The 25,666-nt window shown below is 70.7% G+C and carries 18 protein-coding genes and 2 pseudogenes; 8 read left to right on the forward strand and 12 right to left on the reverse strand.

Annotation, left to right across the window (positions count from 1 at the left end):
• The first annotated feature begins 144 nt into the window (after positions 1 to 144).
• A complete protein-coding gene (locus tag ACN28I_RS40770) occupies positions 145 to 2,481 on the forward strand; it encodes a zinc-ribbon domain-containing protein (RefSeq protein WP_420947286.1) in 2,337 nt (778 codons plus the stop codon).
• A complete protein-coding gene (locus ACN28I_RS40775) occupies positions 2,468 to 3,226 on the forward strand; it encodes a hypothetical protein (protein WP_420947287.1) in 759 nt (252 codons plus the stop codon). Before ACN28I_RS40770 ends, ACN28I_RS40775 begins: the two co-directional genes overlap by 14 nt.
• Here ACN28I_RS40775 and ACN28I_RS40780 read toward each other — a convergent pair.
• Positions 3,223 to 3,453, reverse strand: coding sequence for a twin-arginine translocase TatA/TatE family subunit (locus tag ACN28I_RS40780; RefSeq protein WP_420947288.1), 231 nt, complete (start codon positions 3,451 to 3,453; stop codon positions 3,223 to 3,225). The two genes, ACN28I_RS40775 and ACN28I_RS40780, sit on opposite strands and share 4 nt — an antisense overlap.
• Before the next feature lie 113 nt (positions 3,454 to 3,566).
• Between ACN28I_RS40780 and ACN28I_RS40785 the strand changes: the two are divergent.
• Positions 3,567 to 4,296, forward strand: a pseudogene (locus ACN28I_RS40785) (glycerophosphodiester phosphodiesterase).
• Between the two features lie 195 nt (positions 4,297 to 4,491).
• Here the strand turns inward: ACN28I_RS40785 and ACN28I_RS40790 are convergent.
• The 4 genes and pseudogenes from ACN28I_RS40790 to ACN28I_RS40805 form a co-directional block, all read right to left on the reverse strand.
• Positions 4,492 to 5,406 carry a hypothetical protein gene (locus tag ACN28I_RS40790; protein ID WP_420947289.1) on the reverse strand — a complete coding sequence of 305 codons (915 nt, stop codon included), beginning with the start codon at positions 5,404 to 5,406 and terminating at the stop codon, positions 4,492 to 4,494.
• A 160-nt stretch (positions 5,407 to 5,566) separates the two neighbouring features.
• Entirely contained in the window at positions 5,567 to 8,791 is a 3,225-nt protein-coding gene (locus ACN28I_RS40795; RefSeq protein ID WP_420947290.1) for an MXAN_5808 family serine peptidase, read from the reverse strand.
• Between the two features lie 223 nt (positions 8,792 to 9,014).
• Entirely contained in the window at positions 9,015 to 9,383 is a 369-nt protein-coding gene (locus ACN28I_RS40800; RefSeq protein WP_420947291.1) for an EI24 domain-containing protein, read from the reverse strand.
• A 148-nt stretch (positions 9,384 to 9,531) separates the two neighbouring features.
• Positions 9,532 to 9,840 (reverse strand): annotated as a pseudogene (locus ACN28I_RS40805) (sulfate transporter); the annotation flags it as partial.
• A gap of 58 nt (positions 9,841 to 9,898) precedes the next feature.
• On the opposite strand from ACN28I_RS40805, the gene ACN28I_RS40810 reads away from it, so the two are divergent.
• From ACN28I_RS40810 to ACN28I_RS40820, 3 genes are all read left to right on the forward strand, one after another.
• Positions 9,899 to 11,236 (forward strand): glutamate--cysteine ligase, encoded by a 1,338-nt coding sequence (locus ACN28I_RS40810; protein ID WP_420947292.1) that lies wholly within the window; start codon positions 9,899 to 9,901, stop codon positions 11,234 to 11,236.
• 192 nt (positions 11,237 to 11,428) lie between these two features.
• Positions 11,429 to 13,072: an ATP-binding protein gene (locus ACN28I_RS40815; protein ID WP_420947293.1), complete on the forward strand. Its 1,644-nt coding sequence runs from the start codon at positions 11,429 to 11,431 to the stop codon at positions 13,070 to 13,072.
• 71 nt (positions 13,073 to 13,143) lie between these two features.
• Complete coding sequence (locus ACN28I_RS40820; protein WP_420947294.1) at positions 13,144 to 14,250, forward strand: ATP-binding protein; 1,107 nt, start codon at positions 13,144 to 13,146, stop codon at positions 14,248 to 14,250.
• Between the two features lie 8 nt (positions 14,251 to 14,258).
• Here the strand turns inward: ACN28I_RS40820 and ACN28I_RS40825 are convergent, their stop codons facing one another.
• From ACN28I_RS40825 to alaS, 6 genes are all read right to left on the reverse strand, one after another.
• A complete protein-coding gene (locus ACN28I_RS40825) occupies positions 14,259 to 15,563 on the reverse strand; it encodes a hemolysin family protein (protein WP_420947295.1) in 1,305 nt (434 codons plus the stop codon).
• Positions 15,564 to 15,688: 125 nt separating this feature from the next.
• Positions 15,689 to 16,336, reverse strand: coding sequence for an outer membrane protein (locus ACN28I_RS40830; protein WP_420947296.1), 648 nt, complete (start codon positions 16,334 to 16,336; stop codon positions 15,689 to 15,691).
• A 163-nt stretch (positions 16,337 to 16,499) separates the two neighbouring features.
• Positions 16,500 to 17,480 (reverse strand): Hsp70 family protein, encoded by a 981-nt coding sequence (locus ACN28I_RS40835; RefSeq protein ID WP_420947297.1) that lies wholly within the window; start codon positions 17,478 to 17,480, stop codon positions 16,500 to 16,502.
• Positions 17,452 to 19,419 (reverse strand): TIGR02266 family protein, encoded by a 1,968-nt coding sequence (locus ACN28I_RS40840; RefSeq protein ID WP_420947298.1) that lies wholly within the window; start codon positions 19,417 to 19,419, stop codon positions 17,452 to 17,454. Before ACN28I_RS40840 ends, ACN28I_RS40835 begins: the two co-directional genes overlap by 29 nt.
• A 6-nt stretch (positions 19,420 to 19,425) precedes the next feature.
• The gene (locus tag ACN28I_RS40845) at positions 19,426 to 20,076 is read right to left on the reverse strand and encodes a hypothetical protein (RefSeq protein ID WP_420947299.1); all 651 of its coding nucleotides are present in this window, start codon (positions 20,074 to 20,076) and stop codon (positions 19,426 to 19,428) included.
• Positions 20,073 to 22,775, reverse strand: a complete 2,703-nt coding sequence (gene alaS, locus ACN28I_RS40850) for an alanine--tRNA ligase (protein WP_420947300.1) — start codon at positions 22,773 to 22,775, stop codon at positions 20,073 to 20,075. Before alaS ends, ACN28I_RS40845 begins: the two co-directional genes overlap by 4 nt.
• A 72-nt stretch (positions 22,776 to 22,847) precedes the next feature.
• Between alaS and ACN28I_RS40855 the strand changes: the two genes are divergently transcribed.
• Positions 22,848 to 23,585 carry a HEAT repeat domain-containing protein gene (locus tag ACN28I_RS40855; RefSeq protein ID WP_420947301.1) on the forward strand — a complete coding sequence of 246 codons (738 nt, stop codon included), beginning with the start codon at positions 22,848 to 22,850 and terminating at the stop codon, positions 23,583 to 23,585.
• 65 nt (positions 23,586 to 23,650) lie between these two features.
• Positions 23,651 to 24,397 carry a HEAT repeat domain-containing protein gene (locus tag ACN28I_RS40860; RefSeq protein WP_420947302.1) on the forward strand — a complete coding sequence of 249 codons (747 nt, stop codon included), beginning with the start codon at positions 23,651 to 23,653 and terminating at the stop codon, positions 24,395 to 24,397.
• A 323-nt stretch (positions 24,398 to 24,720) separates the two neighbouring features.
• Here the strand turns inward: ACN28I_RS40860 and ACN28I_RS40865 are convergent, their stop codons facing one another.
• The gene (locus tag ACN28I_RS40865; RefSeq protein ID WP_420947303.1) at positions 24,721 to 25,662 is read right to left on the reverse strand and encodes a DUF2381 family protein; all 942 of its coding nucleotides are present in this window, start codon (positions 25,660 to 25,662) and stop codon (positions 24,721 to 24,723) included.
• Positions 25,663 to 25,666 lie beyond the last annotated feature (4 nt).

Raw genomic sequence — 25,666 nt, forward strand, 5'->3', positions numbered from 1 at the left:
ATCTTGGTTCTCCGCCCCCTGCGGATGCTTGCGCCCAGGGTGTGGGACAGACAAAAGCCTGTAGCAGAGGGGTGGGGGGCGGGCAAGCCGGGCGGAGGCATGCTCGCGATGACGCCGCTCTGCGCCTATACTTCCGGACCGGGAATGATCGTCAAGTGTGAGCGGTGTCAGACGCGGTTCAAGATCCCCGACGAGAAGGTGACGGACAAGGGGGTCAAGGTCCGCTGCACGAAGTGTCAGCACACCTTCCGGGTCGCGCGTGAGGACTCCACGTCCGCCGCGCCGGCCCCGGCTGTGCCTTCCCCAGACCCGGCCTCGAAGCCGCCGGCCACTCCTCGTGCGGGTACGCCCCTCGAGGTGCCCCGGGCCTCTCCGCCCGCTGGCAAGCCGGCGCGCCCCGTGGGCCTGGACAACCTCTTCGATGGGCCCGTGAGCGCCACGTCGGCTCCGGGTATGGCCGCTCCCCGCGGAGGTGCTCCGGCGGCCGTGCTGCCGCGCCTGTCCTCCATGGAGCCGCCGAAGACGCCAGCGACCATCGACCTGGATCCGTTGATGGAGTTCATGGGGGAGAACACCCCCACGCCCGCCGAGGCGCTCAAGCTGGCCTCCAAGGCCCCCATCCCCAACAAGCCCGCGGGGGCGCTCGCGACCGGTCCGGTCCAGCCCCCCAAGCCGGCGGCTCCGGCCCCCAAGCCGGCCCAGGCCGCGCCCGTGCAGGTTCCGGCCAGGAGCCCCGCGCCCGTGCAGGTTCCGGCCAGGAGCCCCGCGCTCGCGCCCGTGAGCAGCGCCCCCTTCTCCTTCGACGAGAACGATCCGTTCGGCTCGACCGATACGGAGGCGACGCTCCCGGCCCCGGTGCCCACGTTGCCGCCGGCTCCCAAGCCGGTCCCCACGCCCGTGCCCGCCCGGAGCGCTCCGCCCGCGCCCAAGCCGGCCCAGGCCGCCGCGCCCGTGCCCGTGCAGGTTCCCGCCAGGAGCCCCGCGCCCGCGCCTCGCCCCAGCGCGCCGGTGTCGTTCGCGGAGAACGATCCGTTCTCGCTGCCTCCCGAGGACGCGCCGACGCTCCAGGCCACGCCCACGCTGCCGCCTCGCGGTGCCGCGCCCGCGCGCGGCAGCGCACCGGTGTCCTTCGAGGAGAATGATCCGTTCTCCTTGCCCCCGGACCACGCGCCGGCGCAGGCCTCGTCCAGCGCCGGGCCCGCTTCGGTCTACGAGGAGATGGAGGGCCTCGAGGGCAACAACCCGTTCGTCTCCTTCGAGGCCGCGCCCACGGTCCCGGCCACGCCCACGTTGCCCCCGGCCCCGGCTCCCAAGCCGGCCCGCGCCGCGCCCATCCCGGTTCCCGCCGCGGCTCCGAGCGAGATGGAGGGCCTGGAGGGCAACAACCCCTTCGCCACGTTCGATCCCGTCGCGGCGCTGCCTCCGGCTTCCGCCAGGGCTCCGGCCGCGGACCCGAACGAGATGGAGGGCCTCGAGGGCAACAACCCGTTCGCCACGTTCGACCCCGTGGCGGCCCTGCCTCCGGCCGCCGCGAAGGCTCCGGCTCCGAGCCCCGCGCCCTCGGGCATCCCCGACTGGGGTGCTCCGCAGCAGGCGGCTCCCTCCGGCATTCCGGACTGGGGCGCTCCGCAGCAGGCGGCTCCATCGGGCGTGCCGGACTGGGGTGCTCCGCAGCAGGGCGCGCCCTCGGGCATCCCGGACTGGGGTGCTCCGCAGACGGTCGCGGCCACTCCCATCGCCAAGGCGAACGCTCCCACGGAGCGCAACCCCTTCCCCGACTTCCCGGGGCAGGGCGAGGGCTCGCCGAGCCGCGAGGTGCTCGCGGATCTCCCGCCCGCGCCTCCTCCTCCGGTGATCGCCGCGCCGCCCCCGCAGCCGGCCCCCGCCGTGCGCACGGGCCCGAGCATCGTGCAGCGGCTGGCCGGTGTGGCCGCCCAGTTCATGGTGGCGGCGGTGCTGGTGGTCGGCCTGCTCGCCATGGCCATGGCCTGGCTCAACGATGGGCGCATGGAGCTGTCGGCCCTGTCGCCTTCGCGCATGCGCGAGCTGGTGTCTCCCACGCGGCCCCTGGTGGCGAAGGATCTGTCCAACGGCCTCTACGAGACGCGGGACGGGCACAGCCTCTTCTTCGTCCGCGGTGAGGTGGAGAACCGTGGCACCTCCGCCATCCGGGTGAAGGCCGGGGTCGCGCTGTTCGAAGGCGACCAGCGGGTGAAGTCCGCCGAAGGCATCGTGGGCGCCGTGCCCACGCCGGAGGAGCTGCATGCGCTCGCGAGCGCGGGCGAGGCCGACACGCTGCGGGCCCGTCTGGACGCCGCCGCCAAGGAGATCGCTCCCGGCGCCCGGGCTCCCTTCGTCGTCTTCTTCTACGAGTACCCCTCGGATCTGGCGGGTTTCCGGCTCGAGGTCACCCTCGAGCCGCAGACGGCGCTCGCCAGTGGAGGGTCGAAGGAGGGAAGCGCCGGCAATGCCCAGCCGTGAGGAGGCCAAGACCGTCGTTCACCGGCTCCACGCCTTGAGCGGGAGCGCGGAGATCGTCCGCAAGGCCGCCGCGCGAGAGCTCGCGCGGCGGGATCCGCTCGACGCCAACGAGCTGCTCCACGAGGTCATCTTCCTGGCCCGGGGCGGCTGGGAGCCGGCCACCTGCGTGCTCTCCGCCTTCGTGTCGGCGCTGGGCCGGGAGGCCGCGAGCATCCCCTACGCGGACTCCATGCGCCGCATGGCCAAGGTGCAGTCCCTGGAGTCGGTGGCGGACCTCTTCGAGACGGCGCCGGCCCAGAAGGAGTTCGACGAGGGCGCGGCCGCCAAGGCGGATGCGAAGCTCCTCACCCAGTCGCTGGGCCACCTCAAGCAGCAGGCCCGGCTCACGAGGGACCCGGATCTGCTCGCGCGGCTGGTCACGGCGAGCAACCCCCTGGTGGTGCGCAACGCGCTCCTCAATCCCCGCCTCACCGAGCCCCTGGTGGTGCGCATGGCGGCGCGCCGTCCGGCCCGGCCGGAGCCGCTGGTGGAGATCTGGAAGTCGCCGCGCTGGTCCTCGCGTCACGGCGTGCGCCGGGCGCTCGTCTTCAACCCGTACCTGCCGCCGGAGGTGGGGGTGAAGATCGTCCCGTTGCTCAATGCCAACGACCTGGAGGAGCTGGCGGGGGACTCCTCCGTGCACTCCTCGCTGCGGGAGCAGGCCCAGCGCCTGCTGGCCGGGGGACCGGCGACCGGCTCGCGCTAGCCGCGCTTGGGGCCGGAGTCGGTGTAGTCGGCGTCGGACACGTCCTGGCCGCGCTTGGAGCGGGGCAGCGTCTTCGCGTCCACGAGGTCCTCACCCTTCGAGGCCTTCTTGAACGAGTAGACGAACTTGCCCACGGCATTGCCGAGCTGACCCATCCGGGCGGCGGAGAACACCACCACCAGGATGAACGCGATGAACAGAATCTCCCCGGTACGCAGCCCCAGCATGCGGCGCACAGTGCAGCAAAGCCGGGGGTGAGGCAAGCCGCGTGTCACCGCCTGGACGGGGGGCCCCCACGGGACGCTCGCTCCGGGGGCCGGGCTGTTGCACATTGCGCGGCATGCTCCTGCTCGCCCACCGAGGTGCCAGCGCCGATGCCCCGGAGAATACCCTCGCCGCCTTCCAGGAGGCCGTGGCCCAGGGGGCCGACGGCGTGGAATTGGACGCCATGGTGTGCGGCTCCGGCGAGGTGGTGGTGTGCCATGACGAGCACCTGCAGCGGCTCGCCGGCCTGCCCTGGGAGGTGCGCACCACGTCCTGGTGGAAGCTGAAGGGGGCGGACGTGGGCAGCCGGCTCGGCTTCGCGCCCGCCCGCATTCCCCTGCTGGAGGAGGTGCTGGACGCGCTGCCCTCGCACTTCCTCGTCAACATCGAGCTCGAAGTGCGACCACGCCGATGACGGGGGCCTCTCCCGGAAGGTGGCGGAGCTCGTCACCCGCCGGGAACTGGCCGAGCGGGTGGTCATCTCCAGCTTCAACCCGCTGTGCCTCTTCCGGACGGCGGCCGCCGCGCCCTCGCTGCGCCGCGGCTTCCTCATCGATCCGGACAAGCGCTGGGGGCCGCAGGCGTACGTGGTGACGCCGCTCGTGTCCTCGCACTCGGTGCACCCGTATGACGGGCAGTGCACGCCGGAGCGGGTGGAGGAGTGGCGCCGCCGGGGCCTGCGCGTGGCGGTGTGGACGGTGGATGACGCCGCGCGGGCCCGGGAGCTGGAGGAGATGGGCGTCTCCTACCTCATCACCAACAAGCCCCGCGCCATGCGCGAGGCCCTGCGCGGCAAGGCGGCCTGAGCCCCTTCAAGGTGCTCACAACCGCGGCCATTTCCCCTCGCCCTCCGGGAGAGGGACGGGGTGAGGGTGTCGGGTAAACCCGGGTTGAACCCCCTATCCCCACTTCGGGCCACGGGTTGGAGAACAGGCTCGGGCACCCTCACCCTGACCCTCTCCCGAGGGGAGAGGGACTCGTGGGCACATCTCCGAAGGGGTTTAGAAGTCCAGGCCGAGCGTGGTGCTGAAGGCCAGCACCGCGGGCAGGGCGCGGTTGACCGGCTCGTCCTCCGTGCTGGCGCTGGTCTCGATGAAGCCCTGGTTGCTCAGCGACACCTCGGCGCCGAGCTGCAGCGCGCCGCCGATGAAGCGCACGCCCCCGTAGAGGCGGCTGTTGATGTTCTCCCCCAGCTTCACCTCCCTGTACACGCCGGTGTTGTCCAGGCCGGCGTAGGGGTTGGCGGGGTTGAGCGTGTCGCCGCGCGTGCGGCTCTGGTTGAAGTCGAGCGTGTCCGTGCTGGCCGCCACGCCCGTCAGGTCCAGGCCACCGTAGGGGGTGAGCGTCACCATGCCCCCGAGCGGGAACTGCTTGCCCACCCCGAAGTCGAGGCCGCCCGCCGTCAGATCGAAGTCCTTGTTGCCCATCAGCCGCGTCACGTGCAGGCGCACGGCGATGTCCGGCAGCCAGGTGAAGCCCTCGTTGACGGCCCACTTCAGCTCGCCGGTGGCGGTGAACATGTCGCTGCGGTCGATCCACCCCACGCGGGCGCCCAGCTCGAAGGAGAAGGGCAGGCCCTTGCGCACGTGCACCGAGGGGATCAGCAGCGGATTGGTGGGCGAGCCCTCCGTGGGGAGCGTCACCTGGCCGTCCTCGCGGCCCGGCGTGGGCAGGCCGATGACGCTCAGCTCCGCGTTGAGCGAGAAGCCCGCGTGCCCCAGCGTCTCCGGCGGCATGAGGTTCGCCGAGGTCATCACCGCGGCGAAGGTGCGCGCGAAGGCTCGGAAGTCCGTGTTGGCCTCCGGGTCCACCGCCGGATTGCCGAGATCCGTGATCCTGAAGTCGTTGCGATCCGCATACGCGGCGGAGCCGCACACCAGTACCGCGAGGGCCATCCCACGGCTGAACGTCCGCATCCTCAGTACCGCCTCCCGGGCGCGCGTCCCGCGACGGCGCCAATCGGAGCGACGCTAGCGTGCGTGAGAGGAGAGCGTCAATAAAACGGGCGGCTTCCGAAGGGGCGGGAGCGCCCCAGCGAAAGCCGCCCGGAAGGACGACGATCAGCCCGGCTACTGCTTACGGCGTGGCCGGCTTGCCCGGCTTGGTGGCCGGGGCCGGGGCCGCCACCTTCTGGGCCACCTCGGCCGGACGGCGCCGGATGACCAGGGTGCGGCGGCTGGCGAAGTCGGTGCTCTCGCGGGCCACCACCAGCACGCTGTTGTTGCCCTCCTTGAGGGAGAACTCGGTGCTGAACTTCAGCTTCTGCGGCTCGCCCGCCTTGGCCTTGGTGTCCACGCCCTGGAAGTAGACCTTCTGGTCGTTCACCAGGACGTACATGTCCAGCAGGCCCTGGGCATCGTCCACCTCACCGGAGAGGGTGTACTTCTCGCCGTTGGCCACCAGGCCCCCCTGGGCCAGGTCCACGTCGAGCTTGATCTCCGGCGGCGAGCGGCGCGCCACGTACGTCAGCCCCTGGGGCGCCGTGGCCTTGCCGCGCGTGTCGCGGGCGGACTCGGTGCTCACGAAGGCGAAGCGGTCCTTGTCCAGCTCCACCCGGTAGAAGCCCTTGGTGACGCCGTCGGTGTTGAGCACCGCCGCGCGCGACAGCCTCGCCACCACCGGGGCGTTCTGCTCCGGAGAGGCCCTCAGCTCCGCCTTCTCCGCCACCTTCACCAGGCCCTTCTTCGGCTCGAACTTCGCCACCGCGCCATCCGACACGGGCAGCTCCAGCTTCTCCATGGCGAACTCCTCGAGGGGCTCGTCCACGATGGCCAGCCGCAGCGGGAAGCTCTTCCCGTCGTAGCCCTTCTTCACCGTGAGCTGGAAGCGCGCCGTCTTCGTCTCGCCCGGGGCCAGCTCGCCAATCTTGAAGCGGCCCTTCTCGATGAAGATGTCCGGGTCACCCAGGTTCTTGATCTGCGCGAACGAGTCGAGCGCCTTGCCCTTGCCGCTGTTCGTCACGTCCAACACCAGGGTGATGTCCTCGCCGCGCTGGGCCTGGCCATCGCGGTTGCAGGACTCGCACGCGTCGATGACCTGCCAGTTGAAGGCGAAGGCGGGACGCGGCAGCTCGGCGAAGTTCAGCTCGCTGGTGAGCGTGGTGGGCAGGGCCCCGTGGTCGTCGAAGAACTTCACCTTCACCTCGTCACGGCGGGAGGTGAGATCCTTGGGCAGCTTCACCTTCACCTTCCAGGTCTTCTTCTCCCCCGGGGCGAGGCTGCCGATGAGGAACTCGCGGCGATCCAGGTAGTAGTTGTCGCTCTCCGTCCAGGCGCGCACGCGCTTGAGCGGCTCGGCACCCTGGTTCTCCGCGGTGAGCGTCAGGTCGAACGCCTCACCCGCGGCGATGCGCTGGTCGGCGGCCGGGGTGAAGGTGGCGGCGAGCTTCACGTCCTTGGGCGTGGGGCCCGCGCTCCAGTCCACGTTGAGGGCGTGGATGGCGGAGTTGATGCGCTGCTCCTCCTCGGAGCGCTTCTTCTCCACGAAGTCCTTGCCCTTCTGCAGCATCTGGCGCCGGTCGGTGTAGGGCATCTGCAGGACGTAGTCGCGGGCGAACTTCACCTCGAAGTCCTCCTTCACCTCGTCCTGGCTCTCGGCGTCCATCTGGTCGTCCAGCTCCTCGGCGGTGCCCACCGAGTCGATGTCCAGCAGCGGGTTGGTGCCCGTGCCGTGCGCCTTGGTGGCGGCCTCGGGATTCTTGGCGGCCTCCTCCTGCTTCTTGGCGGCGGCCTGGAGCTGCTTCTCGTCCAGCTTGAGGTACTTCACCGTCTCCAGCGGCTTCTCGCGGCCCAGCACGTCCTCGCGCTTCTTGGCCACCGAGTCCGAGTTCGGGTTGCCGAAGTGCTGATCCAGATCCGCCTCGCCAATCGTCTTGCGCGGGGCGAACACCAGCACGCGCTCGTCCGTGACGGCCGAGGGCACCAGCTCGATGTCCGGGACGATGCCCACTTCCTGGATGGAGACGTCACCGGGGGTGAGGTACTTGGCGATGGTCAGCTTCAGGGCGCTGTCGTCCGGGAAGTCATAGAGCACCTGCACGCTGCCCTTGCCGAACGTCTGGCGGCCGATGATGACGGCGCGGTTGAGGTTCTTGAGCGCGCCGGCGACGATCTCCGAGGCCGAGGCGCTGCCCGCGTTCACCAGCACGGCGACGGGGTAGGTGTCCTCCCCCTCGTCCGGACGGGCGCGCTTCTCCTCGCGCAGCTTGTCGGACAGGCCCACCGTCGAGACGATGGTGCCGTTGGACAGGAAGGTGTCGGACACCTGGATGGCCTGCTCCAGCAGACCGCCCGGGTTGCCGCGCATGTCGAGCACCACGCCCTTGAGGCCGCCCTTGGGCTCGGCCTGACGGCGCATCTCGCTGAGCGCCGCCTGCAAGTCACGCGTGGTGTTGCCCTGGAAGTTCTTCAGGCGCACGTAGCCCACGTTGCCGGCCAGCAGCTTGTGCTGGACGCTCTCGATCGAGATCATCGCGCGGTTGAGCGTCATGGGGCGCGGCTTCTCCCAGCCCTTGCGCTCCACGGTGATGCCCACGCGGCTGTCCACCGGGCCGCGCAGCTTGGACACGGCCTCGTTGAGGTCCATGTTGACCGTGGACTCCTCGCCGATCTTCTTGATCTGGTCATCCTTCTGGATGCCCGCGCGCGCCGCCGGCGTCTTGGGCAGCACCTTCACCACGGTGAGGTTGCCCTCGCGCATCTGGATGACGAAGCCCAGGCCGCCGAACTCACCCTTGGTGGAGAGCTTCATCTCCCGGTACACCTCGGGGCGCAGCAGCACCGAGTGCGGATCCAGCGTGGAGAGCATCCCGTTGACGGCCGCGTACTCGATGTCGCGGGTGTCATCCATGGGACGCATGTTCTTGTTCACGAAGTCGAAGACGTCCTTGAGCGTGAAGGACATCTTCCAGAGCGAGTCGACGTGGCTGATGTCGAAGTCGCGCGGCTTGCCGTTGACGGTGACGTGCAGCTTGCCCGTCTCGGCGTTGCCGTCCACGAGCACGTCCGGGACGCTCTTCTCCACATACTCCAGCGCGGAGATCATCATCTCCTTGGGCTTCACGCGCTTGGGATCGACGTAGTTGTCCTTCACATAGAGGATGACCTTGGTGAAGACGCGAAGGGAGGAGAGGTCGTGCGTCGCACCGCCCTTCTCACCCGCGACGCGGGAGGAGTCCGAGCTCGCCTGGCCGGCCTCCGCCACGCCGAGGGTCAGCGGCAGAGGGGCCCGGTCGTTGCCCACGAGGGCCCAGGCGCCAAGAAGAACGGCGACGGCGGTGATCCGGCGAAAGAGTCGCGGCATGGTTCATCCAGGGTGGGGCCCGTGGGCCCCAGGGGTGATGCGTGAAAAGCCCAACGAATCCGAGCAGTTGGCGTGAGGAGCGAGTGCCGGGAGCAACCGGGCAAGCCTAATCATGGCCCCTTGGTGCTTCAAGCCGACGCCTTCCCGCAGCGTTCGATAACGCCACGATCGTGCGCCGCGTTCCCGGATCGAGGCCACCAGGGGAGACAACCGGCTCCCAGGATTATTTCCCGGGAGGGCCGGACGCAGGGGGAGGAGGCACGTTGCCCACGGCGAGCAGCCCCCGGTAGAGGAGGGTGCCGCCCACGACGGCCACCGGCAGGAAGAAGCTGTTGAGGATCGGAACCCAGAGCAGGACGTAGACGCCCGCGCCGAAGCCCAGGCAGAGGAGCCAGCGCTGGCGCATCACCCGGCGCACCTCGGCGAAGCGGTACTGGTGGCGCGTCATGGGGGCGGCCAGGTGTTCGCCCGCCAGCCAGAGGACCGTCCACAGGGTGCCCAGCACCGTCCACGCCATGTTGCCCACCACCGGTATCAGGTTGAGCGGGAAGATCACCGCCAGGCCCACCAGCAGCAGCAGGACGCGCGCCACGGTGTGCCCCAGGCTGGTGGCCAGCCCCTGGAGGAAGGAGCCCAGCCGGAAGGGGGGCGAGGTGTAGCCGCCGCATTGGGCCTCGGTGCAGCTCGGAGAGCGGATCCTGCAGGGGCGCCAGCACCACGGGCACCACCACGTTGGCCCCCACCACCAGCAGCACGAGGAACATCAACACCAGGACGAGGTACCAGAAGACGCGGCCGTACCAGGGCTCGGGCCGGGTCCACAGCCACCCCAGCAGGTCCGGCGCATACATCCAGAGCAGGACGAAGAGTGCTCCCAGGGCCACCAGGGTGACGGCCGCGCACAGGGCCGAGAGCCGCCTCAGCGCGGGAGTGTGGAAGATGAGGTGTCCGGCCCGGAAGATGAGGCCGAGCCCCTGGAACACGTCCGCCGGACCGGCCCGGGCGGAGAAGGTGGGCACCGGTGAGGGGTGGGTCGAGGGGTGGGTCATTGTCGGCACGATGCGCAAATGACGGCGGCGGGGTCAACGATCGTTATATAGGGCCGCCATGTCTCTCGATCTCCAGCGCGACTCCTCCGAGCCGATCACCTCCGTCGACCAGCTGTTGGCCGGTTTTCGATCCGCCGAGAAGCCCCCCTCACAGCACCTGCTGGGGCTCGAGCACGAAAAATTCGTCTACCCCGTCCAGGCCGCGCGGCCCGTGCCCTATGAGGGTCCCTCGGGCATTGGCGCGCTGCTGGAGCGGCTGGCGCCCAACGGCTACACCCCCTTCCGGGAGACGCCGGCCTCTCCCATCATCGCCCTGCAGAAGGGGATGCTCACCATCTCCCTGGAGCCCGGCGGGCAGCTCGAGCTGTCCGGCTCACCCCTGCGCACCGCGCGCGAGGCCCACGCGGAGAACCTCGCCCACCTGGCCGAGGTGAAGGCCGCCGCCGGGGCGCTCGGACTGCGCCTCGTGGCCCTGGGCTACCGGCCCTTCGTCACCCCGGCCGACATGCCGTGGATGCCCAAGTCGCGCTACGTCGCCATGCGCCAGACCCTGCCCGAGCGCGGCCGGCTGGCGCACAACATGATGTTGATGACGTCCACCGGCCAGGTGTCGCTCGACTGGGAGAGCGAGGCCGATTGCGTGCGCAAGACGGTGCTGACGGCGCGCCTGGCCCCGCTGATGGTGGCCCTCTACGCCAACAGCCCCATCGTCGACGGCAAGCCCTCGGGCTACCTGTCCTTCCGCAACCGCGTCTGGGACGAGGTGGACCCCACGCGCTGCGGCTACCTGCGCTCCTTCTTCGACGGCTCCTTCTCCTACCGCGCCTACCTGGACTGGGCCCTGGACGCCCCCATCCTCTTCCTGCGCCGGCGCGGCGAGTACCTCCGCCCGAAGATGACCTTCCGCCAGTTCATGAAGGAGGGCTTCGAGGGCGCGCCCGCCGACATGTCCGACTGGACCGACCATCTCTCCACGCTCTTCCCCGAGGTGCGGCTGAAGAAGGTGATGGAGGTGCGCGGGGCGGACTGCGCGTCGGCCGCGATGACGGGCGCGCTCCCGGCGCTGTGGCGGGGACTGCTGTACGGCCCGGGTGCCATGGACGAGGCCGAGAAGCTGCTGCCCCAGCTCTCCTACGAGGAGCACCTGGCCTTCCACGACACCGCGCGCCGGCAGGGGCTGGCCGGGCGGCTCGGCAACCAGGAGCTTCACCGGCTGGCGGGGGAGATGGTGGCCATCGCCCGCCGCGGCCTGGAGCGCCTGGACCGCGAGGACGCCCCCCTGCTCGAGCCGCTCGCCGAGGTGGCCGCTTCCGGGCGCTCGCCCGGGCAGGCGGTGCTCGAGGCCTGGGAGAAGGATCCCCGCCCCGAGGCGCTGCTGGACCGCGCCGCGCTCTAGGCGCTGAGGCTTCCGTAGAGCGCAATCCGGCCCGCTTCCAGGCGCTGTTCACCTGTTCGTGACTCTGACAGGTTGTCGACGAATACCGTGCTGGTGAATAAATCCGGTTTGGCTTGAATGCCGGGTTTGAGGTATGGGCGGCTCGGGTTGAGGACACCGGGGAGGCGCTGGGGGTCCATCCGAGAGGCCAATATGACGGTGCGCGGCAAAATCCTCCTGTTCGCGGCGGTGGCGGTGGGACTCGTCGCAATGGTGGGGGGCTCGCTGTACGCCCTGGCCACCCGGGGGCGGCTGAGCACGCAACAGCTCTTCGCCATGCAGGAGCAGAACACCCTGTACGGCAAGCTGTCCGCAGACGCGGTGGGTATCCCGCACGCGCTGCTCGAGGCGCACGGCAAGGGGCAGGAGGTCCGGAGCGTGTTCGAGGCGGAGCAGCGGCGCGCCGAGGCGGACTTCTCGCACCTCCGGGAGCTCGTCTCGCTCGAGGCGCTGCCCGAGTCCCTCTCCGAGGATCTCGCCCTCGTCGAGGCGGCGCGGCGGGCGCACCTGGACTGGATGGGGCGCCTGGAGCCTCGCGTGCGGCAGGCGGGGACGGCGGGCGAGGACCGGATCCTCCACGAGGCGCTGGACTCCTTCCGCGCGGAGGTGATGCCGCACCTCGACAAGGCCTGGGTGAAGAAGCGCGCGCGGCTGGCGCGGCACCAGCGGGATCGGCTCGAGGCGCTCCGGTCCAGCCAGGTGTTCGGCGTGACCGTGCCGCTGGTGGCACTGGGGCTGGTGTTCTCGCTGGCGGCCACCCTGCTCATCACCCTGCGGCGCTCGTCGCAGGAGCTGCTGCGGGGAGCGGCGCGCATCGGCCGGGGAGACTTCACCACCGAGCTGCCGGTGAAGGGCGATGACGAGTACGCCATGCTGGCGCGGGCCTTCAACAGGATGACGGAGGAGCTGCGCGACACCGTGCGCGAGAAGGAGCGGCTGGCCAAGGCCGAGGCCGAGTCCGCGGAGCGGGAGATGCGCCGCTACAACACCCTGTTGGAGGAGACGGTGCGCCAGCGCACCACCGAGCTGGAGGAGGTCAATGCGCGGCTGCTCTTCGCGGACCGCCTGGTGACGGTGGGCCAGCTCGCGGCGGGCGTGGGCCATGAAATCAACAACCCGCTGGCCTTCATCCTCGGCAACCTCGGCTACGCGCGCGAGGAGCTGGAGCGGATGCAGGGCGCGCCCTCGCCCCTGGAGCGCGAGGAGCTGCTGGCGGCGCTCTCGGAAGCGCACGAGGGCGCCGAGCGCGTGCGGCTGCTGGTGCAGGATCTCAAGATGCTCGCGCGCGCGGACGACGCGGTGAGTGGCCCGGTGGACCTGGAGTCCGTGCTGCGGAGCGCGTCGAAGATGGCGGCGCACGAGGTCCGCCAGCGGGCGCGGGTGGTGATGCAGACGGAGGGAGCGCCCCGGGCCCATGGCAACGCGGCCCGCCTGTGCCAGGTGTTCCTCAACCTGATCATCAACGCGGCGCACGCGATTCCCCCGGGGCAGGTGGAGCAGAATGAAATCCGGCTGGTGGCCCGGAAGGGCCCGGACTCCCGCGTCCTCGTGGAGGTGAGTGACACCGGCAGCGGCATTCCCGCCGAGAACCTGGAGCGCATCTTCCGGCCGTTCTTCACCACCAAGCCCGCGGGCGTGGGCAGCGGGCTGGGGCTCTCGGTGTGCCAGCGCATCATCACCATGCACGGCGGCGACATCACCGTGGAGAGCCAGCCGGGCCGGGGCACCACCTTCCGCATCGCCCTGCCGGTGCACACCGCCGGAGCGTCCTCGGAGCCCGGGGCGATGGCCGCCTGAGCCAGCATCCAGGCGGGCCGCTTCCGGAGTGTTACTGTTGGCGCAGGCGGCACTGCGTAGGGAGCACCTCCATGGCGACCCAGGACCGGAAACCCCAACCCGAGCGTACCCACACGGACGAAGGCCTGCGCCTGGAGCGGGAGAAGTCCGATCTTGAGTACGCCAAGACGCAGACCGACATCGAAGAGGACGCGGATGCCGCCATCGACAAGGCCCGGGGCAGGGCGGATGCGAGCCTGAGAGCAGCCCGCGACCACGCGGATGTGAAGCTGGCGCGGCAGGAGGCGCCCTCGACACGTGAGACCATTTCCCAGGAGCGGGCACGCGAGGACGCCACCTTGCAGGGAGAGCGTGCGACCGCTGACGCCGAATTGCGAGACGAACGCGCGGAACGCAAGCGCGCCCTGGATGCCCTCCTTCACCTGGAACGAGCGGAAACCGACACGCGGCTGGTGACGGAGCGGGCGCGCGCCGATGAGGGGCTCGCGACGCGGGATCAGTTCATGGGGATGGTCAGCCACGACCTGCGCACGCTCCTCGGAGGCATCGCCTTGCAGGCGGCCTTGCTCAAGCGGGGGGCTGCCGAGGACGAGGCGGGCAGGAGGGCCGTACAAGCCGCCGAGAAGATCCAGCGATACACCGCGCGCATGAACCGGCTGATCGGAGACCTGGTGGATGTGGCCAGCATCGAGGAGGGGAGGATCCGTGTCGCCCCCGCGTTGCAGGATGCGAGCGCGCTCGTGCGGGAGTCCGTCGAGGCGTTCCAGCCTCTGGCCTCCGCCCATGGCCTCTCGCTCGACGTGGAGATACGCGGGAACACGCTGATGGCGAAGTTCGACCATGAGCGGGTCCTTCAGGTGCTCGCCAACCTGTTGAGCAACGCCATCAAGTTCACTCCGGCAGGAGGCAGGATTTCGCTTCGGGTGGAGCCGGTGGACCAGGACGTTCGCTTCTCCGTGGCGGACACCGGCCCCGGAATCCCGACCCAGCAACTGGAGTCCGTGTTCGAGCGTTTCTGGCAGGCCCGCAGCGAGGACCGGAGAGGGCTGGGGCTCGGTCTCTACATCTCCAAGGGCATCGTGGACGCGCACGGTGGGCGCATCTGGGCCGAGAGCCAGCCCGGCGAGGGCAGCACCTTCTCGTTCACGCTTCCGGGTGCTTCCACCTCATCGGCCTGAAGGAGCGCCTACACGGGCGGGTATTGCTCCTCGGGGTTGTCTTCCGCGGAGGGCTGGGGCGGTGGGCGGATGCGGACCTGTTTCACCCGGCGGGCCGAGGCCTCCACCACCTCCAGCTCCGTGCCGTCGTCCGTGGTGAGCCGGGTCCCCGGCGCGGGGATGACTCCCGCCAGCAGCATGCAGAGGCCCCCGAGGGTGGAGAAAGCCTCGCCCTCCGGGAGCTCCAGCTCGAGCGCCCGGTTCACCTCGCGCACGGACAGGGTGGCATCCGCGAGGATGGTGCCGTCCGGCTCGGCGTGCAGACAGTCGGGGGGGACGTCGCTCTCGCTGAAGATCTCCCCCACCAGCTCCTCGAGCAGATCCTCCACGGTGACGAGCCCGGCGAGCCCGCCCCGCTCATCCACCACGAGCGCCATGGGCGTGCGCCGCACCTGCATCTGCTGGAGCGCGTCCAGGGCGCGCGTGGTCTCCGGGATGAAGTAGGCCGGGCGCAGGGCCTCCTCCAGGTCCACCGTGCCCTGCTCCAGCGCGATGCTCAACAGGTCCGTGCCGACGACGTACCCCACCACCCGGTCCAAGGTGTCCTCGTACACGGGCAGGCGCGAGTGGCCCCGCTGCTGGAGCACCTGCTTCCACTCGTCCAGCGGCGCGTGCCTGCGCAGCCCCACCACCTTGGGCCTCGGCACCATCACGTCCGCGACGCTCAGCCCCGCCAGCTCGAGGGCGCGCGAGGCGATGTCCCCGGAGCGCGGGTTGACCGAGCCCTCCCGGGAGGCGTCCTCCACCACCTGCTGCACCTCCTCCGGGGTCATGCGGCCCTCGCTGAAGGAGGTCCGGTCCTTGAAGAAGCGCAGCACCAGGTTGGAGCTGGCGGTGAGCAGCCACACCAGGGGCCGCGTCAGCCGGGACAGCATCCGCAGCGGCCCGCCGATGGTCAGCGCGTACCGCTCCGAGTACCGCAGCGCGAGTGACTTGGGCACCAGCTCGCCCAGCACCAGCGACAGGTAGGAGATGAGCACGATGACCAGCGCCAGGGCCACCTTCGCGGCCGTCTGCGCGCCCAGCCCGAACCCCTGCAGCACGGCCGCGAGCGGCTGGGCCATGGAGGCGCCGCCGAAGGCTCCCGCCGTGGCGCTCACCACCGTGATGCCAATCTGCACCGTGGCCAGGAAGCGATCCGGATTCTCCCTCAGCCCCGAGACGGCCCGCGCGGCCCGGCTGCCTGACTCCACCAGCTCGTTCACCCGCGTCTTGCGCAGGGAGATGATGGCCAGCTCCGCTCCGGCGAGGATCCCGTTGGCGAGCACGAGCATCAGGATGATGGCGATCTCGGAAAGGATGGTGCGCTCCAGGGTGTCGGTTCAGCCATCAGGAAGCCCCGCCGCTCCTGGTGAAGGCGCGGCGGGGCTCGACTTCATGAGACCCGGTCCGGCGAGGACTAGAAGCGGCCACCCACCGTCAGGGCGAAGTTGAGCAGGTTGCCATCCGGGTTGTCGTCGGTCGGGTCCAACGTCACGCTGGCCGTGTCCGCGAACTCGTCACCCACGAGGACCCGGTACGAGGCGCGCGCCCCAGCGAAGATGTTGTCGGTGAACCGGTAGTCCACGCCCGCGGCGAGCGGCACCTCGGCGAGGATGTCGTTGTCGTAGAGGGCCTCGGCCTGCTCGGTGGCGTTGAGGTAGCTCACGCCCACGCCCGCGCCCACGTAGGGACGCAGCTTGTCCTGCATGACGAGCGGACCGGCCTTGGCCAGCACGCCCAGGTTGTAGCGGTACAGGGCCTCCCCATCGTCGATGCGGTTGTCGTCGACGGGGATCCGCTGCGCCTCGACGCCCGCCTCGACGCCGATGAGGCGCCAGGGCTGCGCACCCGCCGTGATGCCGAGCAGCGGGCCCGGTGCCGTCCGCTCGCCGAGATCACCCGTGAGACCACCGAGGCCCAGGCGCACGTCGAGGCCCACCCGCGTCTGGTCCGGGTTGAAGTTGAGCCGGTTGCCGACATCCGCAGCATCGACAGCCGCGAGGGCCGAGCCAGCGGAGCAGAGGGCAACCATCGCGATACCACCCATCCACGAACGAATCTTCATCTCGTCCTCCCATCAAGCACTGCGAATGTCTGCTTGCGGGAATCTGGCCATTCGTCCGGTATGAGAAGGACTGGACCGCGAGCCAACGCGGATGGCCGTGCACACTCCGGGGCGGGAGCGGGGCGCTCGCCTGGCCTCCCGGTCTCCGGGGAGGTACGGAGCGCTAGCGTCGGCCGAAGAGCTTGCGCAGGCCGGAGAGCAGACCGCCCGGACGGGCCTCGGGCTCGCCCTCCAGCGGGGAGCGGGCCATGACGGCCTCCAGCTCCGCGTCCTCGGGCATGTCCATGGCGAGGGTGACGGCGTGGCGCTTCACGCCGGGCAGCGTGGCCGCGAGCGAGAGGATGCCGTCCTGGGAGAGGCTGAAGTGCACCTCGGCCTCGCCCGCGCGCTCGATGGAGAAGGCGAGCGTGCCGAGGTACTCGTTCTCCGCGGCCACCGGAGAGGGGCCCTGGAAGAGGGCGAGCGTGAGGGGCCCGGGCGTGACGGGCAGCACGAGCGTCTTCTCCGCGGGCAGGCGGGTGTTGCGCTCGAGGACGCGGCGCAGCGTGCCCCCGCGCTCGGCGACGCCGATGGGGACGGAGAGTACCTCGGAGACGGTGGCGCCGGGCTTGCCCGCGGCGGCATCGAGCAGGCCCTGGCCCAGCAGCGCCGCGCCGAGCGCCACCGAGTGGGTGGCCTCGTGGGGAAACTCCAGGTCCGCGCGCACGGGCACCCCCAGGCTCTCCTCCAACCGGCGGCGCACCAGCGGCGAGCGGCCCTGGCCTCCCAGCAGCAACACCTCGTCGAGCCCCTGCGGCAGGAGCGCGCTGGACTCGAGCACGTGGCGGACGACGAGGGTGATGCGCTGCACGAGGTCCGCGGTGAGGGCCTCCAGGCGCTCGCGGTTGAGCGAGAACGGAACCTGGGTGCCCGGGAGCGGGAAGGAGACCTCCTCGCGCTCGCTGAGGGCCACCTTGGCGGCCTCGGCGGCGATGAGCAGGGGGAGCCAGTCCGAGGGGTGCTCGGGGCGGGGAAGGCCCTGGGCCTGGAGCTCGCTGGCGAGCGCCTCGGCGATGCGCGCGTCGAAGTCCATGCCTCCCACGAGGGGATCTCCCCCGGTGGTGATGACCTCGAGATCATCCCCGGTGAGCTGGACGACGGACACGTCGAGGCCGCCGCCGCCGAGGCTCCACCACGAGCAGGCGCTTGCGGGCGAGCCCCCGCTCATGGCCGAAGGCGAGCGCCGCGGCCGAGGGCGCGTTGAGGATGCGCAGGACGTCGAGCCCGGCGAGCGAGCCCGCCTCGCGCATGGCGGCGCGCTGGCGGTCGTCGAAGTGGGCGGGGACGCAGAGGACGGCGCGCGTGGCCTCGTGGCCGAGGAAGGCGGTGGTGGCGGACTTGAGCTCGCGCAGGAGCCGGGCGGCGAGCTCGGGCAGGAGGTGGCCGCGGCCGTGGAGCTCGATGCTGGCGTCTCCACGGGGGCCCGCGGAGATGGGGAAGGGCAGGGGACCGCCGAGCGCGCGCACCAGGGGCGAGCGGGCGCGCAGGCCGAGGAAGCGGCGAAGCCCGTGGACGGCATGGCGGGGGGAGCGCTCGGCCTCGGCCCGGGCGGCGGCGCCCACGAGGAGCTGGCCCGAGGCGTCCACGGCGAGGAGCGCGGGCAGGGACCTGGCCTCGCCCAGGGGGATGAGCTGAAGCGTGCCCTGGTGACGGACGGCGACGCGCACTTGCGAGGTGCCGAGGTCGATGCCGAGCACCACCTCGGGGATCGCGGCCGTCACGGGCGTGGAGACGGGCACGTCGAGGATGGCGCGCCGGCGGCCCTTGATGTCGGCCGAGACGGAACGGCGGGGCTCCTCGGCGGGAGGCGGGAGCTCGCGGGCGATCTCCGGACGAGCGGGAGCCTCCGGGGGAGGGGTGGGAGCGGACGCCTCGTGGTTGGCGGGAGCGGTGGGAGGCGCGGGAGGCTCGGGCTCCAGGGTGATGCTCTCGGGGGAGAGCAGCTCCTCGTCGGGGGAGAGATGATCCAGGACGGCGTTGGCGAGGAGATCCTGCGTCGTGGGACGCGCGGGCGCCGCGGGAACCTCCGTGGGCGGCGGGACACTCGCCGCTGCTGGAGCCTCGGGGGCCGGTGGCGGTGCCGCGGGTGCGGCGGGCTTCGGTGTGGCCGGGACTTCCGGTTGCGCGGGCAGGGCGCTGGGAGGAGCCACGGCCTCCGGTGGAGGAGGCGCGGCGGGCTTCGGCGAAGGCGTCCGGGGTGGAGCGGAGGGCCCCGCGGGCTTCGCGGAGGCAGGGGGCGCCGCCTGCGCGGGAGCCGGGGGGACCTTCGGCTCCGGCGCACGGGGTTGTGCCGGCTTGGGCGTGGCTGGGGCCTGCGCCTGTGGGCGCGGAGCGGGAGCCGGTCCGGGCGGAGTGGGCGTCGCCGGTGTGCCGGTGGCGGCCGGTTTGGGCGCGGCGGGCCTGGGCGCGGCCTGCTGCTTCGGCATGGCCTGCTTCGGCGCGGCGGGTGGCCCCACGGGCGGGGCTGGCTCCTGTGCGGCCGGGACTTCGGGGGCCGCTACACGGGGCGTCACGGCCTGCTTGCGAAGCGCCTCCGCGGAGATGACTGGCCGCCCGCGCTTCGCCATGGCGGGTGGAGTCTCCGGGCGCGGAGAGGGCTCCTGCGCGGGCTCATTCGCGCGGGGTGTCTCGGCGGCGGCACCGGCCTCCGGCATCTGTCCGGAAGGCTGCTCCGGCGCGAGCGTGGGCACACCGGCCGCCGCGTCACCGGTCCTGGCGGCGCCCTCGGAGCCCTGCTGGCGGCGGGTGACGATGCGATCGATGAGCGCCTTGCTGTACGCATCGAGGCGTACGAAGCGCACGGTCATCCCGGCGCGAGCGCCCTCGGCCTGGGACTTCACCACCACGCCCTCGCCGCGCAGCAGGCGCCCGCCATCGGCCAGCACCAGCTCGAAGGCGAGTCCCGTGCCCTCGGGCTTGGGCGAGCGCGTGGCGATGAAGAGGCCCCCGCGCGCGACGTTCGAGCCGTACTTCTCGACGAAGTCCTCCTCCGTCGCGTACGGGAGGCGGATGCGCAGCGGGAGCAGCTTGGGCTCGACCGTCACCGTGCGTCACCGTCTCCCGAAGGGCCTCATTGCAGCGGGATGCGAGCGTCCTCGCCGCTGCTGGTGGGAATCAGGAGGGACAGCCCCGGCGCGATGGCGGCCGGAGGCACCTCGAAGACGAGGGTCATCGCTTCGCGCTGCTCGAGCTTCCCAGGTGCGGTCCAGCTTGCGCGTCCCTCCAACGGTCTGGGCGTCATGGGCGACGGGGTACTCCTTGCCCCCCGCGTCCACCAGCCGCGCCGTCGAGAAGGGCACGTGCACGGGCTTCTCCCCGGCGTTCACGGCGTCGAACTTCACGAGCAGGAACAGCTCGTCGGTGGTGAGGGACACCCTGCCCGAGCCGCGCAGGGAGTGCTGCGACTCCAACCCCGTGGGCTGGAGCGCGAGCGTGTCCACCTTCACGGTCTCCTTGGAGGGCAGGGTGTACGTCCTGGCCTGCTCCTGGCCCTGGCCGGCGGCGAGGCCCGCCAGCCGGGCGTTGGGATCCGTCTCATCGGGCGAGGCGGAGGGAGCCCCGCCCTGGTTCACGCGGTCCACCTCCTGGCGCAGCTTGTCCAGGGTGCGGTCCTGGCCCGTGGCGGGCTCCTCCTTCTTGCAGCCCCCGAGGAGGGCCGCCGCGCAGAGGAGCACCGCGAGTCCTCGGGTGCTCGGGCTCATGACAGGCTCGTCCCCTTCACCAGCTCGTAGAACTTGTCGAAGGCGTTGGAGATGCGCGAGGGATCCTCGCCACCGCCCTGGGCCAGGTCCGGCTTGCCACCGCCGCGGCCGTTGACCTCCTTGGCCATCTCCTTGAGCAGGTTGCCCGCGTGGATGCCCTTGGCCACCACGTCCTTGGTCGCCGCCACCAGCAGGACGACCTTGCCGTCCTTCTCGCCGCCGATGACCACCACGCCGGACTTCATGCGATCTCTGAGCTGGTCGGCCAGCCCGCGGAACACGTTCGGATCCGCCGGGTCCATCCGCGTGGCGAGCACCTTCATGCCGTTGATGTCGCGCGCCTGCTCGAGCAGATCCTTGCTGGAGCCGGCCTGCGCCTTGACGGCCACCTCCTCGACCTTGCGCTCCAGGTCCTTCACGCGCTTCTGCGTGGCTTCCACGCGCTTGACGAGCTCCTTGGGCGAGGTCTTCAGCAGCTCGGCGGCCTTCTTCAGCTCGCGCTCGGTTTCCCGCACGTACTGGAGCGCGCCGATGCCGGTGACGGCGGTGATGCGCCGCACGCCCGAGGCCACGCCGCTCTCGCTCACCAGCTTGAAGAGGCCGATGTCGCCGCTGCGCCGCACGTGGGTGCCGCCGCACAGCTCGGTGGACTGGGGGTGCACGGTGACGACGCGCACCGTCTCGCCGTACTTCTCGCCGAACATGGCGACGGCGCCGGACTTCTTCGCGTCCTCCAGGTTCATCACGCGCGTCTGGGCCTCGGTGTTCTCGCGCACCCAGCCGTTGACCAGGTCTTCCACCTGCTCCTGCTGCTCGTGCGTCATGGGCGAGAAGTGCGAGAAGTCGAAGCGCAGGGAGTCGGGCGCCACCACGGAGCCGGCCTGCTTGACGTGCTCGCCGAGCACCATCTTGAGCGCCTTGTGCAGCAGGTGCGTGGCCGAGTGGTTGGCACGGATGGACGAGCGCCGCTCACCGTCCACGCCCGCCTGCACCATGTCACCCACCTTGAAGGTGCCCTCGGTCACCTTCACCTGGTGGACGATGAGCCCCTGCACCGGGCGCTGCGCGTCCAGCACCTGCGCCTTGGCCTTGCCACCGTGGCCCACGATGCGGCCCGTGTCGCCCATCTGGCCGCCGGACTCGCCGTAGAAGGGCGTGCGATCCAGCACCAGCTCCACCTCGTCACCCGCGCTGGCCTCGGTCAGCTCCACGCCGCCCTTGTTGATGATGGCGCGCACGGAGCCCTCGCCCTCGTGGCCCACGCCCTCGTAGCCGAGGAACTGGGTGGGGCCCAGGCGCTCGAGGAGCTGGAGGTGCACCGTGGCGATGGCCTTGTCCTTGCTGATGCCGCCCTCGTCCGTGCCCTTCTCGGCCTCCTCCTTCTTGAGCTTCTCGTAGCCCTGGATGTCGGCCTCGAAGCCGCGCTCCTTGAGGATGATCTCCGTCAGGTCCCACGGGAAGCCGTAGGTGCCGTGGAGCTCCCAGACCTTGGCGCCCGAGAGGACCTTCTCCCCGGACTGCTTCATCCGGGCCACCTCTTCGTCGATGAGCTTCATGCCGCGGTTGAGCGTGCGGCGGAAGCTCTCCTCCTCGTGCTTGCAGACCTCGAGGAGGAAGGTGCGGCCGTCGCGCAGCTCGGGGTAGGCGTCGCCCATGAGCTCGATGACGCGGTCCACGACCTTGAAGAAGAAGAGCTCGTCGAGCCCCATCAGCGAGCCGTGGCGGATGGCGCGGCGCATGATGCGGCGCAGGACGTAGCCGCGGCCCTCGTTGGAGGGCTGCACGCCGTCGGCGATGAGGAACGCGGCCGCGCGGCTGTGGTCCGCCACCACGCGCATGGAGGCTCCGCCCTCCTGGCTATAGGGCTTGCCCACCAGCTCGCTCACGCGCGAGAGGATGGCCTGGAAGAGGTCCGTCTCGTAGTTGGAGCGCTTGCCCTGCACGACGGAGGCGATGCGCTCCAGGCCCGCGCCCGTGTCGATGGACGGCTTGGGCAGGGGGATGAGCGGCGCGTCCTTCTCCTTGCGCTCGAACTGCATGAACACGAGGTTCCAGATTTCCAGCCACCGGTCGCAGTCGCACGCCACGCCCTTGCACTCGCGGCCCGCGGCGGCCTCGGAGCAGGGGATGTCGTCACCCTGGTGGTAGTGGATCTCCGAGCAGGGGCCGCACGGGCCGGTGTCGCCCATGGCCCAGAAGTTGTCCTTGAGGCCCAGCTTGATGATGCGGTCGCGGGACACGCCCTGCTTCGCCCACAGCTCGAAGGCCTCCTCGTCCCAGGGGATGCCGCCCTCGCCGTTGAACACGGTGACGGCCAGCCGCGCCTTGTCCAGCCCGAGCGTCTTCGTCACGAACTCCCAGCCGTACGCGATGGCGTCGGCCTTGAAGTAGTCGCCGAAGGAGAAGTTGCCGAGCATCTCGAAGAACGTGTGGTGCCGGGCCGTGTAGCCCACGTTGTCGAGGTCGTTGTGCTTGCCGCCGGCGCGAACGCACTTCTGCGAGGTGGTGGCGCGGCTGTACTCGCGCTTCTCACGCCCCGTGAAGACGTCCTTGAACTGGACCATGCCCGCGTTGGTGAAGAGCAGGGTGGGGTCGTTCTGCGGCACGAGCGAGGACGACGCGACGCGGCGGTGGCCGCGCTCTTCGAAGAACTTGAGGAACGCCTCTCGAATCTGGGAAGCGGATAGGACAGAGGACATGGTGAGGGTATATGCCACAAGTGGTGGGTGCGCTGCGTTTCTTATGGACCAAGCTAGGATCCGCCTACTGACATGCGCTCCCCATCCCACCTTGTCACCCTCCTGCTGCTCGTCTGCCCGGCGACAGTCCTGGCACAAACCCACCCCGAGACGGCCTCGCTCGCCCGGAGGTTGAAGCAGGGGGCCGAGCCCGGGCACCGCGTCCAGGCGGCCCGGGTCCTGGGGGAGTCGGAGGATCCGGAGGCGCTCCCGCCCCTGTGCGCGGCGCTCGAGGACCCGAGTGGGGAGGTCCGGGCGGCGGCGGCCGGGGCGCTGGAGAAGCTGGGGGAGCTGGGGGGGGTGGAGTGCCTGGAGGCCCGGAAGGACGAGCCGGACGCGGCGGCCAAGGCGGCCAGGAGCTCGGCGCTGAAGAGCCTGCGCGAGCTGAAGGCCCGGGCGCCGAAGTTCTACGTGATGCTGGGCGAGGTGAAGGACACGACGGGGACGCTGCCGCCGGAGCTGGTGAAGGCCACCGAGGCGCGGATGCGGCGGAAGCTGACGCAGATGGGGGCGTGGCTGGCCCCCGCGAAGGAGGGGGAGGCGGCGGCGAAGGCGGTGCTGCGCAAGCACAAGCTTCAGGGCTACCGGCTGGTGGCGGAGATCCGCCCCGGGCCCTCGGAGGGGTTGACGCTGTCGGTGATGTGGCAGCAATACCCCGGCAACCGGCTCCTGGGGAGCGCGCAGGTCGAGGCGTCGGGGGGCGAGCCCTACGAGCTGCTCGCGGCCCTGGCGCCCGGAGCCGTCGAGGAGGCCGTGGGGTCGTTCAAGTAGAAATGGCGCACACCCCGGGTGCGCTGCGTTTCGCACGCACCGGACGCTAGGATTCGGTTCCCCGCATGCGGCGCTCGCTCTTGCTCCTCGTTCTGTTCCTTCTCTCGCTTCCTGGGACTGTCCTGGCCCAGGTGGATTCCCGGACGGCCTCGCTGAGCAAACAGCTCGGCCAGGGGCAGGAGCCGCGTGCGCGCTCCCAGGCGGCGCAGGGGCTGGGGTCCTCGGATGATCCGGAGGCGGTGAAGCCGCTGTGCGCGGGGTTGAAGGACCCGAGCGAGCAGGTGCGGGCGGCGGCGGCCCAGGCGCTGGGGAAGCTGAAGGAAGTGGCCGGGCTGGAGTGCCTGAAGGCGCGGAAGGGCGAGACGGACGCGGCGGCGCAGGCGGCCATCAAGGCGTCCATGCAGACGCTGCAGGAGCTGAAGGGCCAGACGCCGCGGGTGTACGTGCACTTCGTGGGAGTGAAGGACAAGACGGGCGAGCTGCGGCCGGAGGTGGTGAAGTTCGCCGAGGCGCGGATGAAGCGGAAGCTGACGCAGATGGGGGCGCAGCTCGCACCGGCGAAGGAGAGCAAGACGGCGGCGAAGGGGGTGCTGCGCAAGCACGGCATCAATGGCTTCCGGGTGCAGGCGGAGATCCACCCCACGGAGTCGGGAGGCCTGCTGGTGCGGATGGTGTGCATCGGCTACCCGGACCAGGCGCTGCTGGGAGACGTGGAGGTGCAGGCGTCGGGAGCCAAGCCCGAGGACCTGCTCAAGGTGCTGGCCCCGCGCATCGTCGAGGAGGCCGCGGACACGTTCGAGTGGGACACGTGAGGCCGGGCTACAAGCGCTCCCAGGGACTGCGCTAAGCCATACGAAGTAAATCCTTTCAGGGGTGCTCTTGCAGCAACGCGGAGGCACCTTCCGGCCGCGCGGCGTGCCAACTGGTCCGACTATCGGACCAGTTGCTCCCCTTCGCGGCCGGGACCTAGCCCCTGAACGGAATTACTTTGCTTGGCTTGGACTCGACTTTCGCCATTTTTGACCGGCTCTCTTTGACTTCCCCCTGGGAAGGAGCCTCGGTCTTCCCTCTGGGGCACCCAAAATGGCGAAAGTCGAGTCAAAGGGTGTCGGCCTGAAGCGGACCCCTGATCGAACTACGGGAAGGTCACGCCGTCGAAGTGCTCGCTCCCGCTGCCTGCTTCCTGGCCCCACCACTTCAGGGTGAAGGTGCCGCGCGCCTCCTCCTCCGTCATCTCCACCTCCATCATGACGCGGAGTTCCTTACCCGGGGCAATAGGCTCCAGCGGCCCCACGCCCAGCGCCTTCCACTCCTCGCCCTTGGGCCCCAGCAGCACCGCACCCGCGGGCGTCCAGGGTGTGCTCCCGTGGTTTCGTAAGTGCTGCTCCACGGCCAGCCGAACCACCCTGTGCCCGCCCTCCGTGCGCGTGGTGTCCGCGCGGTAGCCGCGGGCCTCCATGGATTGGAGCGTGTTGCCCGGGCGGGAGGTGACGCTCAGGTTGAGGTTCTTGCTGGGGATACCGTCCTCCCCCAGCAACCCCTGGGCGCGCAGGCCCAGCAGTCCTCGCTGCCCGCTGCACTCCGCCGCCATGCGTGCCTTCTCCTCCCCACACCGCCGCGCTTCCGCCCGCGCCTGCTGCTCGCCTTCCCGGTAGGAGTCGAGCGTGCGCGGCCGGCGTGTCACCCGCACCAGCCCCGCCGCCTCGGAGGGGTGCACCACCAGGGTGAAGGTGACACCCTCCGGGTCCGTGCCCTCCTGGAAGGAGAACGTCACTCGCACGCGCTCCCCCTTCTCCAGGGCCTGGGTGGGGACGAGGGCGAGCCCCGTCTCGTCCTGTATCGCCTGGAAGCGTTCCCGCCCGGGCAGCTCCACGTGCACCAGCTTCGCGTCGAAGAAGAAGTTCGTGGGCAGCCCCGGGTGGATGCACACCGCGAGCGCCTCGCGAGGCGTGTCCGCCGTCAGTTCCAGGTGGTGCGTGCCCGCCACACAGGCAGGCGGCGCGGAGGACACGGAGGCGTCCACGGGAGCGGTGAGCAGCACGAGCCGCAACAGGACAGCGGAGGACAGCAAGGGCATGGGG

The organism is Archangium gephyra (assembly GCF_049060025.1).
GTDB lineage: Bacteria > Myxococcota > Myxococcia > Myxococcales > Myxococcaceae > Archangium > Archangium gephyra_A.

Excerpts from the sequence above, each read along its gene's own strand:
- ACN28I_RS40830 (WP_420947296.1), bottom strand. The coding sequence starts at position 16,336 with ATGAAGATTCGTTCGTGGATGGGTGGTATCGCGATGGTTGCCCTCTGC.
- alaS (WP_420947300.1), bottom strand. The coding sequence starts at position 22,775 with ATGTCCTCTGTCCTATCCGCTTCCCAGATTCGAGAGGCGTTCCTCAAG.
- ACN28I_RS40810 (WP_420947292.1), top strand. The coding sequence starts at position 9,899 with ATGTCTCTCGATCTCCAGCGCGACTCCTCCGAGCCGATCACCTCCGTC.
- ACN28I_RS40795 (WP_420947290.1), bottom strand. The coding sequence starts at position 8,791 with ATGCCGCGACTCTTTCGCCGGATCACCGCCGTCGCCGTTCTTCTTGGC.
- ACN28I_RS40825 (WP_420947295.1), bottom strand. The coding sequence starts at position 15,563 with ATGCTCGTGCTCGCCAACGGGATCCTCGCCGGAGCGGAGCTGGCCATC.
- ACN28I_RS40775 (WP_420947287.1), top strand. The coding sequence starts at position 2,468 with ATGCCCAGCCGTGAGGAGGCCAAGACCGTCGTTCACCGGCTCCACGCC.
- ACN28I_RS40790 (WP_420947289.1), bottom strand. The coding sequence starts at position 5,406 with ATGCGGACGTTCAGCCGTGGGATGGCCCTCGCGGTACTGGTGTGCGGC.
- ACN28I_RS40820 (WP_420947294.1), top strand. The coding sequence starts at position 13,144 with ATGGCGACCCAGGACCGGAAACCCCAACCCGAGCGTACCCACACGGAC.
- ACN28I_RS40865 (WP_420947303.1), bottom strand. The coding sequence starts at position 25,662 with ATGCCCTTGCTGTCCTCCGCTGTCCTGTTGCGGCTCGTGCTGCTCACC.
- ACN28I_RS40815 (WP_420947293.1), top strand. The coding sequence starts at position 11,429 with ATGACGGTGCGCGGCAAAATCCTCCTGTTCGCGGCGGTGGCGGTGGGA.
- ACN28I_RS40780 (WP_420947288.1), bottom strand. The coding sequence starts at position 3,453 with ATGCTGGGGCTGCGTACCGGGGAGATTCTGTTCATCGCGTTCATCCTG.
- ACN28I_RS40855 (WP_420947301.1), top strand. The coding sequence starts at position 22,848 with ATGCGCTCCCCATCCCACCTTGTCACCCTCCTGCTGCTCGTCTGCCCG.
- ACN28I_RS40860 (WP_420947302.1), top strand. The coding sequence starts at position 23,651 with ATGCGGCGCTCGCTCTTGCTCCTCGTTCTGTTCCTTCTCTCGCTTCCT.
- ACN28I_RS40845 (WP_420947299.1), bottom strand. The coding sequence starts at position 20,076 with ATGAGCCCGAGCACCCGAGGACTCGCGGTGCTCCTCTGCGCGGCGGCC.
- ACN28I_RS40770 (WP_420947286.1), top strand. The coding sequence starts at position 145 with ATGATCGTCAAGTGTGAGCGGTGTCAGACGCGGTTCAAGATCCCCGAC.